Below are 13,052 nucleotides of genomic sequence, written 5' to 3'. Positions count from 1 at the left end.
CTTTAAACTTAACGGGCAGCGCTGAGAGGGGCGCCGCCCGTTAAGATAATTGCTCAGAAAGAGAAACGGACGCCGCCGAAGATCGATCGGCCCGTTCCAGGGTTGAAGATTGCCGAATTCTCGTCGGCAACACCCGCAATGGCCACCGTCGAAATGTAGGCCTCATCGGTCAGATTGCGCCCGTCGATATAAGCCGACCAGTTACCTCCGACGTCGAACCCTGCCTTGAAGTTGAGCAAAGCGTAAGCGTCGACGGTGAGGCTGTTCGCGTTATCTGCGAAGTAACGTGTGGGTACCCATTCGACGTTTGGCCCGGCATAGAAACCCGAGCGATGTTGAAAGAGCATTTCTCCGCGCAATAAGTGGCGTGGCACGCCGGGAAGCTCGTTATCGCCGTAAAGCGTGTCCGCATCGAAATGGAAGTCGCTGAAGGTATACGCAAAGTTGAACGCGACTGCGTCGCCCGAACCTGCCAGTGGAATAGACCCGCCTAAGCCAGCTTCTACACCTTGATGCACCGTCCTGTCAGCGTTGATTGCGCTACAAGCGCTGAACGGACCCGTCGTCAGGCACTGTAGTTCGTCCTCGATCTCCGATCGATAGAGCGACAAGTCCCATTCGATCGCGGAAACCTTACCACGCGTTCCGATTTCGTAGGTCGTCGCGCGTTGTGGTTTGAGCTGCGTCGGATTGGTGAAGATATTCACGTCATAACTTGGGACCTCGACGCTGCGTGATATATTGGCAAAGACCTGCCATTCGGGTTTTACGGTCCATAATACCCCGGCTTTGGGGCTCCATAGATCGTAAGTTTCTTTGCCCGATTGATCCCCGTCCGAAAGAAAACGGTCACGCCGGTCACGGCTGGCATGGAGATACTGTAGCTCAATGATAAGTGCGACGTCCGGCTGCACGAACAAGGCATTGTTGCCGTAGATCGAGAAGTTCTTCGATTTATCGAGGGTCGATCCAACAATGGCACCTTTTTCAGCGGCCACGTTTACGAACTGTTCGGTATCGATGGTGCCGTTATGTAAACTCGCGCCAAGCGTCAGACGATTGCGAATTCCGCCGATTTCCCGATCGTCCATCGCGCGCGCAAACCCGCCAAAGTCGTCCACGGTAAAGTCGAGATATTGGAAGATCGGATGGTCGACAGTGCGATTGTTGTAGAAGGCCCCAAACTCGACCTTCGTCGGACCGAAACGTAAAGTTGTCTTATTGGCGAGCCGTATGGAATCGACATTTCGCTGCTGGTCCTGTGCGACCCAGACCGGGTTGGCCGATCGCGGTGAGTTAAGAGCCTGATCCTTCGTAACTTCGCCCGGAATTCGCTGGTTGGTCGAGGTTGCATAGGCATAGAAGCGCGTGTCAGCATCCGGCGATACACGATAGCCGATGTTGATATTCCCGCGGAGCGCGTTGCCATCACTATGCTCGCGATAACCATCAATGGACTGCGCAGATACGGTTGCGAAGTAATCCAAACTGCCTGAAACGCCGCCAGTGCTAACCTGGCCCTTCACATAACCGAAGCTACCAGTGTCGAACCGTCCGGCCAGCGCCGAAGCATCGCGTCCTGTCGGCGTGACAAGATTGATTGCTCCACCAAGAGCGTTTGCACCGTAACGTAGCGCATTGGCCCCCTTGTAAACCTCAACATATTGATAGGCGCTTGGATCAATCTCGAAGAAATCGAGCAGACCGTCGGAGGTATTGAGTGGGATACCATCGATATACATCGCGATCCCGCGATTGCCGTATGCGCGCGATAGGCCAGAACCGCGAACAGATACACGCGCGTCATCGCCCATACGTGGCTGCACAATGACGCCCGGAACGTATTCGAGAATATCTTTGATGTTCTTGACTGGCGTATCACGGAAGTCCGCAGCGGAAACGAGCGCGACGCCGCCAGGCGTTTGCTCGATATCCTTCTTTGCCGCTTCGACTGTGAGGGTGCCGGTCACGACGATATCGGATTTGGAGGCCTTTGTAGCATGCTCTTGAGCGATGGCCGGCGATGTAATCGCGACGAGAGAAGCCGCGGAAAGTAGAAATGCTATTCTCATGTTATTACCCTGTTCCTGAAAGTCGCGATCTGACTGAAAAGTCTAGCGAGAACCGTTTTGTTTGCGCGAGATGCCGGCAGGTGGCGGCGCTGGCTTCGAATGCGACGGCTCCAGGAAATCCCGAGCCTTCATCCACCCTACGAACTGATTGAACCAGGCATCGCTGGTTGCCCCCGTCGGCCGTAGATCGAAGCCATGCCCGCCCTTTTCGTAGATGTGCAGTTCTGCGGGCACGTCGGCAGCAGCCCAGGCACTGAAGGCGCGAAGGCTGCCGTCGGGCAAAAGCTCGTCGTCGGCAGCCGCCGCGATGAACGCAGGTGGCGCATCGGCAGGGACTGGATTTCGCAGCCCGCCGTAGAGCATGCCGACAAAATCGGGGCGGCTGTGCTCACGACCCGTGGCCAGGTCCGCTGCGATGAATGCTCCTGCCGACAGACCGAGCATGCCAACTCGCTTCGGATCTACGCCCCATCGCGCAGCGTGGTCTCGAACGAAGCGCACGGCCCGGGAGCCATCCTCGACACCGGCTGCCTCGCCTGCGAACGCCGGGATCGCCTGCGGACTCCCGGATTCCGCACGCGCCATCAGCGCGGTCATCTCGTCGAGGTGGACTTGCGGAATGTCTTGAGGGTCGCCCGAGCTCTCGATGGTGCGATATTTCAGGATCAGCGCTGTGATCCCGAGCTCTGCTAGCCTGCGAGCGATCGCCGTCCCGCCCTGTTCGTATCCGATAGCGACGAAGCCACCGCCGGGCGCGACGATCACCGCCGCGCCGTTGGATTTCTCCGGCGCGGGGCGAAACAGCTCCAGCGTCGGGGTGCTGACGTTGAAGATCAGCGTTTCGCCCATTTCTTCGACCCGCACCTGCGTTTCGGGCACGCTGAGGGGGGCCATGTATTCCTCTTCGTAGAGGGGGATCACCCTTCCGGTCTCTTGCGCTGACAAAGCTGTCGAATACACCACTGCCATGGCGACGACGATGGCCAACCGTGCCATCACCGCCTCAATCCTGCCAACCATCATCAGATCTCCGCCTTGAGCGTGACGAAGGCCGAGCGCGGCTGATTGGGCGCAACGATAGCATCGCCGAAATAGGAGAAGGGATCGAATGCCTCGCGTCCGCCGAGATTGATGACCGACACGCCGAGCGAAAAGCGACCCAGATCGTAGGACGCCTGCGCGTCGATCGCGGCATAGCCCGGCACCGCGATGGTGTTGGGCAATGTGAGTTCACGCGACGTGAAAGCAGTGATGCCGGCACCGAACGAGAGGCCGGAGAGGGGGCCATCGAGCACACGATATCGGGCAGCGATGCGCCCGCTGCTTTCGGGCACGCGGGTCAGCCCATCGCCCGGAGCCGCGCCATCGTCGCGGGTGTCGGTATAGGCATAGTTCGCCAGCAACGAGAACGCCGGGCTCGGCTCCCAGACCAGATCGACCTCAAGGCCGCTGGCGCGCTGCCGCCCACTTTGGATGAAGAAACCGAGATTGTCGGGATCGGAAATGGTCACGTTCTCGCGAACCTGGCGGAAGGCGGCGATTGTGCCGGACACGCCTGCTCCGGAAAGCGCCAGCTTGATCCCGCCCTCGATATTGTTCGAGGTTTCGGGACGCGGACTGTCGAAGCCGAGGAAGCCGAACGGCGCCCGGAAGGCAGTGGCGTAGCCCGCGTAGAGGGCGATCCCGGCAGCGACGTCGAGCGTTGCCCCAATCCGCGGAGACAGCCGCGTATAGGTGGAATCATTGTCCACTCCGATATTGCTGTCCTCGATGAACTTGAGCGACGTGAGCCGCACGCCGCCTGTGAGGTGCAGCGGGCCGTAGGTCGCCTGGTCCTGCAGATAGACCGCGAATGTCTCGAACCGGTCGTCGGTGAAGGAATTCACCGGAACCTGCGGCGTATAGATCAGATCGTATTCGGAATCGGCCAAATCGATCGTCCCCGAAGGCGTGTTGCTGACGAACAGGCCCATGGCACTGTAAAAGCTCGTCCAGTCATAGCTCGCGCCGAACAGGAGCGTGTGTTCCCCGCCGAGAACCTGGGTGCGCAGCATCAGGTTCGCGTCGAAAGTCGCTTCCTTCGTGCGCGTGTCCATCGTCACCGGGGCGACCGGGTAGACCGTGGGGCTCGCCGGATCGGCCGGGAAGAAAGAGGGCGAAACGAAACTGCCGAATTCGTCGATCTCGCCGGAGTAATATCGTCCGGTGACATTCAGCACGAGACCGTCCGAAAAGGCATAGCGCAGGCTGGCGGTGCCCATCCGGTTGTCGTTCTCGGTTCGCGGCTGCCCGACCGGCGAGCCAGGAAAGGCATTGCGATCGATCTCGCCCGCCAGTGCTTGCCCTGCGGGAATGCCCGAATACTCGAGACTGCTGCGATGGTTGAGCTGGCCCTGCAGCACAAGCTCGGTATCCGGCCCGGGCCGGAACGAGACGCTGGGCTGCACCGACCAGCGCTCTCCATCGACAAGATCGATCCAGCTGTCATTGCTCTGGTATTCACCCGCTATCCGCGCGGCGATGCCTTCGCCGAGCGGCAGATTGAGTTCGCCATAGGGATTGATGGTCGAAAAGCTGCCGGCTCGCAGCGCGACATATCCGCCCATCTCATCGTCGGGCCGCGCCGTGACGACGTTGATCAGCCCGCCGAGCGGCGTTCCCAAGCCGCCTCCATACAAAGTCGCGGTCGGCCCCTTGAGCACTTCGATCCGGCGAACACCGACCAGACTGCTGGGATCGTAGGCCTGCTGGTTTCCGGCAAAGATCGGCAAGCCGTCGAGATAGACTTCGGCCGGAAAGCCCCGCACGATCGGCGAGATGAATACGTTCTCTTCGGACCGGGTCGGCGTCACCCCGGACACATTGATCAGCGCCTCGTTCAACTGGCGGCGATCCTGCTCCTTCAGCAACGTGTCCGTGATAACCTGGACCGATTGAGGGACCTCGATGAGCGGGGTTTCCGTGCGCGTCGATGCCGACGAAGATGGAACGGCATATCTTTCACGCGCGCCCGTTACGACGATTGTGTCGGCGAGCCAGCTACCGGCCTGTTCCTTATTATCTCCTGCGACATCCTGTGCTGATACTGGCGCAGCCAGAAAGCTGGTGGTGAGTAGCGATGCTATGATAGTGTTTTTCATGTAAACTTGTCTTTCAGGTTCAGCCGACCAGCCGCTCAAGCTTCGCGAGCGAAGCGGCCGGGCTTTCGTGGTAATCAATGATGGACTGGAGCTTGCCGTCGGCACCCATCAGGTAGACGGCAGCGGTGTGGTCGATGGTATAGTCGCCGCCTTCGACCGGCACCTTTTCATAAAAGGCGTGGTAGGCGTCTGCGATATTGGCGATGGCCTCATCCGAGCCGGTCAGGCCGATGATCGGCGTGCCGAACAGGTCGACATAGCGCCCGATGTCCTCGGGGCTGTCGTATCCGGGATCGACCGAGACGAAGACGATCTGGAACTTCTCTCCGTCCTCTCCCATTCGCTTGCGCAACTGGGCCAGCCTGGATAGCGTCGTCGGGCACACGTCAGGACAGCGGGTAAACCCGAAAAAGATCGCGAAGGGCTGGCCCTTGAGGGTTTGGTCTGTGACCGTAGAGCCATCAGGCGCTGTCAACGAGAAGGCGCCACCGACAGTATCGCCATAATCTACCGGTTCATCTAGCGCCGCTTCCGGTTCGGGCCCGACCAAGTAAAACAGCGCAAATCCTGCCAGCAGGGCCACTAATAGCCAGAGAGCCAGGCGAATATGCTTTAGACGCGAACGCGCCTGCGCGGCTTCGGTAGAATTAGACATCATCTGCTCCCTTCGGTTTCGCCACCGGACCTTGCGAGCCAACCGGTTGAACCGTCAGCTCGACCTCGATTGGTTCAGCCTTTTCGAATGTCAGAGTGACCGGGTATCTCTCTCCGTGCTGAAGCGGGCGCTTGAGCTTCATCAGCATGATGTGAAAGCTGCCCGGCTTTAGTGCGACAGTGGCGCCAGCGGGGATTTCCAGCCCATCAGTCAGCTGGCGCATACGCATGACGCCGCCCGTCATATCGACGGTGTGAACCTGAACTTCGCCCGCGACAGGTGTTGATCCGCCGGTCAGACGGTCGGCGGAGGTTCCGCTGTTGGAGAGCATCATGAAGGCGCCGCCCGCATCCTGGCCCACGGCGGTTTCACGCGACCATCCGTCTGTGACGGCGATCTGGCTAGTGACCGCTTCCACTTCGGTAGGCGCCTCCGCTTCGGTCGCGGAATCGCAGCCCGCAAGCAGAATCGAGCCGGCAAGGGCTGTAGCGGTGAAAATGTTACGAATGGTCATTAGATCGTCTCCGCACAGTGTGTGCACCCGCAAGCTCCGCTGGCATGGGCAGCGGTTTGTTTGAGCAACAAGATTTCGGTTTGGAATGGTTGCGCAATCGCGAGCGCGAGATGCGTAGCGAGCATAGCCGCTATCGCACCCCAGGTTAGCCAGCGGATGCGCAGCAACGTCCCTGCTTGTTGGTGAGTGAGGCTAGCGCTGATCATGGACGGAGGGCCGCCAATTCGTGGTGGATCAATGCGGCGACCGCGCGCTTCTCTTCGAGGCTGAGTCAGCGCCCGATCTCGATCCGCTGCCACTGGGTCTCCAGAAAAAGCCGCATGCGAGCCGGGACGGCCTCATCCTGAACCAAGCGCGTTGCCCGCACAGGCAGATCGACAGGATCGCCGCGATTGCTGGTCCAAAGCAGACGGTTCTTCTCGATCGCCAGCCACTCGGCAGCTGGCTGCGAGCGCTGGTGCCATTCGATGGCACCAATCAACAACGTCATGGTGCCGAGCGCGAAGATCGGAACGAGCAGCTCGCCCTTGATTGCGGGCAGGATCGCCATGGCCATAAACAGGCCGATGAGGGCGGTGAAAGCGACGCGCGCTTCCTGTGGAAGGTACGAGCGGTTTTCCTGCAAATGCAGGATCAGGTTCGCATGGCACTGGTGGCGGATGGACAGGTCCGCATTAGGCTGCCCATCCGGGCAGCCATGAATCGAATACATTGTTGAAACTCCGACAGACCGGCGCGCGCAAAGAAGGCGCGAGCCAGCTGGGCCGACAAATCAGGCGTGGATTGTCAGGTTACTGCCGGTGGCCCGCGAAGCGGCGGGCGAAGATACGAAAACTCTCGAAAAGGCAGGCGCGATATCGTCGCAAGTCCGAGTTCGAGTATGAAGGCGAAGGCCAGCGCAAGCAGGATGACATCGGCGCCAGCTACAGCAACCTTGGCGAGACCAGAAAAAGCACAGTGTTCGCCTTTCTTTGCCCCGTCGTGATGTTTGCTGCCTCGATCCTTTGATGGAAGCACTATCTGCGCCTGCTTGAGACCATCGGATCCATCGGCACAAATTGTGACCGTCAGCACGGTGTCCGGCGACGCCGATACCATGAAGCCCGAAGGAATGGCTGCCTTGATGCAGAACGCCAGCAGGAGCAGCGCAAGAGCGAGATGGCGGTGGTCTCGAATCAAGGCGCGCAAAGGTTGCATGTCTGCGAGCGCCTTAAACATCGTCTTCGCAGTTGTCAGCCGGTTACGCGTGAAACGCTACTTGGCTTCATGCACCCGCTCCGCCAACGAATGTCCGCTTTAAAGCCGACGTAGTAACGGGCTACTGTTGCATCCGCCAGAGGAGCGCCTTCGACCGTCAACGCATACTTTTATCTGGCCACTTTCGCTCCGACCAAGCGCTCTATGCTTTCAACTGTAATTAGCGCACGGGAGCCGACTTTGGTTCTGACTAGGTCGCCTTCCCGCATCAATTGATCAACCTTGGTGCGACCCAAACCCGTGGATTGCATGGTCTGTGCAATTGAAGCCGTTAGGTCCCCAGCTTTGATTGGAAGCACTGCCTCCTGAGTCCGTTTCTGATCTTCCGACGATGGTTTAAGGGGCTTCTCTTGAGTTGTCGGGCTAGCCTTAGGTGGGGCAGCTGGGCTGCGAACGGACGAATCCGCGCAATAGCGATCTAGTATTTTGATCAGCGACGCTTCGGAGAAGCTTATACCGGTTATCCGGATTGCCGGTAGTCCCCCCGGCAGCTTGGACCCGTCCAGTTGAATTGTGCCACCGTTCAAAGCTGCCATTATATTGTTTGAAGCGACGATACGAGCCCATTCGTCTTGCGGAATCTGGGAATCCCTGACTGTCTTCGTCGGCCCACCCACAGGCCTTATCTCGCGCATCAGCGCATAAGTCTTGATCAGTCCAGCAGCCGCGTAATCGGCCAGAAGTTCCTCTGGCCCATCGAAGTGGCGGGATTTGACAAGTTCGATGGCCTTGCCGGGGAGGATAGGTCGGTGAAATGACATCATTCTTCTCGCTCTTTGGCGATCAGACCTGCCAGCGAAACGTGAAATAGGGGTAACTCGTTGGATCCGGCCCTAAATCGAATGAAATAGGCTCAGCCAAAAAGCGTAAGTTTAACACACGAAAACCACCGCCGATGTTCGCGGATGTCCACCCAAGTTTTTCATGTTTTTTTTCATGGAAGCGCAGCCCATCTCTTCTAAGTCTTTGAAAAGATGGTGGGCGCGGCAAGGATTGAACTTGCGACCCCACCCGTGTGAAGGGTGTGCTCTACCACTGAGCTACGCGCCCGCCCGCAAGAGCGGCTTTTATGGCAGCCGCAGGGCAGGGGCGCGCCTTTACTGTGCGAATCGATGCGTGGCAAGCCGCCCCTTAGCCGGTCACGGATGCCAGGATCCGCGCAAGCCAGCTTTCCGAGATGGTCGACCGGGGTTGGGTCGCCTTGGTCGGAGGGCACGCCAGACAATAGGCCTGTGCGCCGCGCGCGCCCAGCAGACGATCCCCGTCGGCGGCAATCTGCGAGACGATTGCCGTCTGACCGCGCGCCATGCGGGCGAATACATCACCGCCCATATCGGCATCTTCGCTACCGCCGACCAGCATCTGGCGCAGTAGAGTGTCATAGGTTGAAGGCTGCGTACCGAGATATTGCACGTGCCAGTCGTCACCGAGCTTGGCCTTAGCTGCAGTCCAAGCGAGGGCTTCTTCCATACCGCCATATTCATCCACCAGGCGCAACTGACGTGCCGTGCCGCCGTCCCAGACGCGGCCCTGGCCTACCGCATCGACCTGGTCGCGCGTCATGCCGCGTGCGGCGCCGACGCGGCTGAGGAAGTCTTCGTATCCGTTTTCGATGAAGGCCTGCATCATGGCGTCAGCCTCCGGCGTGAACCCGCCGATGAAGTCCGGCTGGCCCGACAGGGGCGTGGTGCGCACGCCATCGGTCGTCACGCCGATCATGGCAGCGGTTTCTTCGAATGTGGGGACGACCGCAAAGATGCCAATCGAGCCGGTGATGGTTTCGGGTTCTGCAAAGATGCGATCGGCAGGTGTTGATACCCAGTAGCCACCGCTGGCCGCAACATTGGCCATGGACACCGCCACTGGGATCTTGCGCGCCTTCTGACGCAGGATCGCTTCGCGTATGACTTCGCTAGCGAGCACCGAGCCCCCGGGGGAATCCACGCGCACGACCAGCCCGGCGAGATCGTCATCGAGCGCGTCGTCCAGAAGGGCTGCGATCCTGTCGCCGCCGGCCACGCCGGGACCCGCATCGCCATCAACAATTTCCCCGGCCACGGTGATCACACCGATCGACTTGCCCTTGGTCGGCAGGGGGTTATCCGACAGCCACGTCGCAAGCGTAGTGTGGGGATAGGCATTGGGTCCTTCACCCCATTCGTCGTCACCGACCAGTTCGACGACGCGTTTTTCAAAGTCCGCACGACTTCCCAGCTTGTCCACCAATCCCGCTTGCAGCGCTGCCGTCGCGAGATCGCCGCGAGCTGCAGTCACCCATTCGACTGGCTGGGTCGTGACGCGTTCGATGTCGGCGCCGGGACGCGCCTTCTTCATATTGGCACGGTACTCTTCCCAGAGCGTAGCATAGAGCGCGCGGGCATTTTCGCGGGCCGGTTCGGACATGCCGGTGCTGTTGTACGGTTCAACTGCGCTCTTGTATTCGCCCACCTTGTAGACCCGCGCATTGACCTTCAGCTTGTCGAGGAGGCCGGCATAATAGAGCCGTTCGCCGCCAGGACCTGCGACCACCGCGCCGCCCAATGGATTGACCCAGACTTCGCTTGCATGGGCCGCGAGCAGCATCGAATCGTCCGTATAGGCCGTCGCATAAGTAAGGACCGGCTTTTGCGCTGCCCGCACACGGTCGAGCGCTTCGCCGACTTCCTGCAGATGCACCTGCCCGCCGCCGACAAAACGGTCGAGATCAAGCACTACAGCATCGATTCGGTCATCCTCGGCCGCCTTGTCCAGAGCGTGGACCAGGTCGCGGGCCTGATATTCGCCCATCGGTGCCTGTCCGGAAAGAAGCGCGGCGAACGGATCGACTTCGGTACGTTCTTCCACGATGGCGCCGTCGAGTGCGAGAAGAAGTGCCCCGTCACGAACGGAAGCCGGGCTCGGCCGGGCGGTGAGGACGGCGAAGAGCGCAGAAAAGAACAACAGCATGAAAACGAGCACGAGCCCGTCCTTTATGCCTACCAGCAGGCGCCACACTTTTCCGGCAAATCGCATCCATGAATCTCCTGTTGTCGGGGGGATTAGGGAACCCTGCCGTGCATTGCCACTGGAAAGCGCTTGAGCGGGCGATAGGCCTCGACTAAGGGCGTGGTCTCAATGACATCGACGCCAAACTCGCCGCACGCGGCCCGCTATCCAGCGGGCGCGCTCGCATTTCCGCACCGGGACCTTATCGGTATCGGCCAGCTGGAACGGCACGAAATCCTGTTCCTGCTCGATGAGGCGGAGCAGTGGGTGAGATTGAACCGTCAGGCATCCAAGCACGAAAATCTGCTATCCGGCCTGACCGTAATCAACGCCTTCTTCGAGAACTCGACCCGCACCCTGCTAAGCTTTGAAATCGCGGGCAAACGTCTTGGCGCGGACGTCGTCAACATGCACGCTGCGCAATCGAGCGTGAAGAAGGGCGAAACGCTGATCGACACGGCGATAACGCTGAACGCCATGCATGCCGACGCCATCGTCATCCGGCATGGATCGAGCGGAGCGACACAATTGATCGCCGATAAGGTGGACTGCCCGGTCCTCAATGCCGGTGACGGTCAACACGAACATCCAACACAGGCCTTGCTCGACGCGCTGGCCTTGAGGCACGCCCTGCGGGATCGGGGCGAAGCATCCGAAGATTTCACCGGATTGAAGATCGTCATTTGCGGTGACATTTTGCATAGCCGCGTGGCGCGTTCGAACCTGCTGTGCCTGCATGCATTGGGAGCGAGCGTCCGCCTATGCGCACCCCCTGCACTGATGCCTGCGGGTATCGAGGCGATGGGGGCCGAGGTTTATCACGATTTCGATGCTGCATTGGACGGCGCGGACGTGGTCATGATGCTTCGACTTCAGACCGAGCGCATGAGTGGGCAGTTCATCCCTTCCGCCCGGGAATATCATCACCTTTACGGCCTGACCAAGAAACGCCTGGCGCAAGCGGCCGAAGATGCCTTGGTCATGCATCCGGGACCGATGAACCGGGGCGTGGAAATCGACAGCGAGGTAGCCGACATGATCGATCGCTCGATCATCACCAGACAGGTGGAAATGGGGGTCGCCATTCGCATGGCAGCGCTTGACGTGCTGACCCGCCGTTCACGCTGCGTCGATGGATGGGGAGCAGCGGCATGAGACAGCAGCGCCCGATTACCATTACTGGAGGAAAGCTGGTCACGCCCGATGGTGTGCGCGACGCCGCTATTCGGTTCGTGGATGGCAATATCGTCGAGATCGGCGGTGAGGCGTATGATGGCGATCTGACTGTAGATGCGAAAGGGCTGCTCGTTGCACCCGGCCTTGTCGATCTTGGTGTTTTCGCCATCGACAAGCCGGCGTTTCACTTCGGCGGTATCACGCGGGCCGCTCTGATGCCCGATCAGTCGCCGCCCTTGGATCTGCCCAGCCGGATTTCCTACATCGCGAAAAGCGGCAAACCCGATTTTTGGGTGCACCCGCTCGCAGCGGCTAGCAGGGGTATGGAAGGGCGAGAGATCGCCGAACTGGCACTGATGCGCGATGCCGGAGCGCGTGGGGTTGCGACTGGACGCCAGTGGATACCGGATTCGGGCGTTATGCTGCGACTGCTGCAATATGCGGCTATGCTGGACATGGTCGTCATCGTCCATGCCGAAGATGCGGCACTGGTTGGCGGCGCTGTCGCAACGGCTGGCGAGATCGCAACGCGGCGCGGTTTGCCAAGCGCCCCAGCAGCAGCGGAGTCCATCGCCTTGGCCCGCGATATTGCGCTGGCTGAGCTGGCCAATGCGCGAATTCATTTCCGACAGGTCACCACGCGCGATGGTCTGGAGATCGTGCGCGCAGCAAAGGCACGCGGGGCGAAGGTCACCTGCGGTATCACCCCCGCACATTTCATGTTGTCCGACCTTGCGACGGTCGACTTTAGAACTTTCGCACGGCTATCCCCTCCATTGCGCAGCGAGGATGATCGGCATGCCGTGCGCGAGGCGATTGCCGATGGGACGATCGATGTGATTGCCAGTGGCCATGACCCGCGCGGCCCGGAAGACAAGCGGCTGCCGTTTTCCGATGCGGAACCGGGCATGGCAGGGGCGGAAACATTGCTCGCCATGACTCTCTCGCTGGTGCGGGACGACGTTATCGACATGGGACGCGCTTTCGAACTGGTTGCCGTCACGCCGGCCGGTATCCTGGGCGTAGATGCCGGCGTCATCATGGAAGGGTACGAAGCCGACATCGTTCTGGTCGATCCGGATAAACCTTGGGTTATCCAGAGCGCTCGGATGGAAGCGACGGCAGGCAACACGCCTTTCGACGGTCAGCCAACGCAGGGGCGCGTAACCGCAATGTACAAGGGCGGCGTCGAGATAGATATTTAAGGCACGAAAGACCCCGCCCGGATCGCTCCGAGCGGGGTCCATCGAGGG

11 protein-coding genes and 1 tRNA gene are annotated in these 13,052 nt (G+C 60.0%); 2 read left to right on the top strand and 10 right to left on the bottom strand.

The genetic code is table 11. The features are described 5' to 3' along the window. Nucleotides 1-53: 53 nt before the first annotated feature. The 10 genes from K3177_RS08775 to sppA form a co-directional block, all read right to left on the bottom strand. Complete coding sequence (locus K3177_RS08775; RefSeq protein WP_221597925.1) at nucleotides 54-2,072, bottom strand: TonB-dependent receptor family protein; 2,019 nt, start codon at nucleotides 2,070-2,072, stop codon at nucleotides 54-56. 42 nt (nucleotides 2,073-2,114) lie between these two features. After that, nucleotides 2,115-3,095 (bottom strand): alpha/beta hydrolase, encoded by a 981-nt coding sequence (locus K3177_RS08770; protein ID WP_221597924.1) that lies wholly within the window; start codon nucleotides 3,093-3,095, stop codon nucleotides 2,115-2,117. Further along, nucleotides 3,095-5,212 carry a TonB-dependent siderophore receptor gene (locus K3177_RS08765; protein WP_221597923.1) on the bottom strand — a complete coding sequence of 706 codons (2,118 nt, stop codon included), beginning with the start codon at nucleotides 5,210-5,212 and terminating at the stop codon, nucleotides 3,095-3,097. The genes K3177_RS08770 and K3177_RS08765 overlap by 1 nt, the downstream gene beginning before the upstream one ends. A 19-nt stretch (nucleotides 5,213-5,231) precedes the next feature. After that, entirely contained in the window at nucleotides 5,232-5,867 is a 636-nt protein-coding gene (locus tag K3177_RS08760) for an SCO family protein (RefSeq protein WP_247714337.1), read from the bottom strand. After that, a complete protein-coding gene (locus tag K3177_RS08755; RefSeq protein WP_221597922.1) occupies nucleotides 5,860-6,381 on the bottom strand; it encodes a copper chaperone PCu(A)C in 522 nt (173 codons plus the stop codon). The genes K3177_RS08760 and K3177_RS08755 overlap by 8 nt, the downstream gene beginning before the upstream one ends. Before the next feature lie 271 nt (nucleotides 6,382-6,652). Continuing rightward, nucleotides 6,653-7,093, bottom strand: a complete 441-nt coding sequence (locus K3177_RS08750; RefSeq protein ID WP_221597921.1) for a DUF2244 domain-containing protein — start codon at nucleotides 7,091-7,093, stop codon at nucleotides 6,653-6,655. 74 nt (nucleotides 7,094-7,167) lie between these two features. Next, nucleotides 7,168-7,578, bottom strand: a complete 411-nt coding sequence (locus K3177_RS08745) for a DUF2946 family protein (protein ID WP_221597920.1) — start codon at nucleotides 7,576-7,578, stop codon at nucleotides 7,168-7,170. Between the two features lie 170 nt (nucleotides 7,579-7,748). Then, nucleotides 7,749-8,402: a hypothetical protein gene (locus K3177_RS08740; protein WP_221597919.1), complete on the bottom strand. Its 654-nt coding sequence runs from the start codon at nucleotides 8,400-8,402 to the stop codon at nucleotides 7,749-7,751. Nucleotides 8,403-8,613: 211 nt separating this feature from the next. Continuing rightward, nucleotides 8,614-8,688: transfer RNA gene (locus K3177_RS08735), tRNA-Val, on the bottom strand. A gap of 81 nt (nucleotides 8,689-8,769) precedes the next feature. Continuing rightward, complete coding sequence (gene sppA / locus K3177_RS08730; RefSeq protein ID WP_221597918.1) at nucleotides 8,770-10,650, bottom strand: signal peptide peptidase SppA; 1,881 nt, start codon at nucleotides 10,648-10,650, stop codon at nucleotides 8,770-8,772. 102 nt (nucleotides 10,651-10,752) lie between these two features. Between sppA and K3177_RS08725 the strand changes: the two genes are divergently transcribed. After that, nucleotides 10,753-11,778, top strand: a complete 1,026-nt coding sequence (locus K3177_RS08725) for an aspartate carbamoyltransferase catalytic subunit (RefSeq protein ID WP_221597917.1) — start codon at nucleotides 10,753-10,755, stop codon at nucleotides 11,776-11,778. Next, nucleotides 11,775-13,004 (top strand): dihydroorotase, encoded by a 1,230-nt coding sequence (locus tag K3177_RS08720; protein ID WP_221597916.1) that lies wholly within the window; start codon nucleotides 11,775-11,777, stop codon nucleotides 13,002-13,004. The genes K3177_RS08725 and K3177_RS08720 overlap by 4 nt, the downstream gene beginning before the upstream one ends. Nucleotides 13,005-13,052: the final 48 nt, after the last annotated feature.

Origin of the sequence: Qipengyuania pacifica (assembly GCF_019711555.1) — a bacterium.
GTDB classification, from domain to species: domain Bacteria; phylum Pseudomonadota; class Alphaproteobacteria; order Sphingomonadales; family Sphingomonadaceae; genus Qipengyuania; species Qipengyuania pacifica.
Note: the sequence above shows the minus strand (reverse complement) of the source record. Positions and strands in the feature narration are given on the sequence as shown.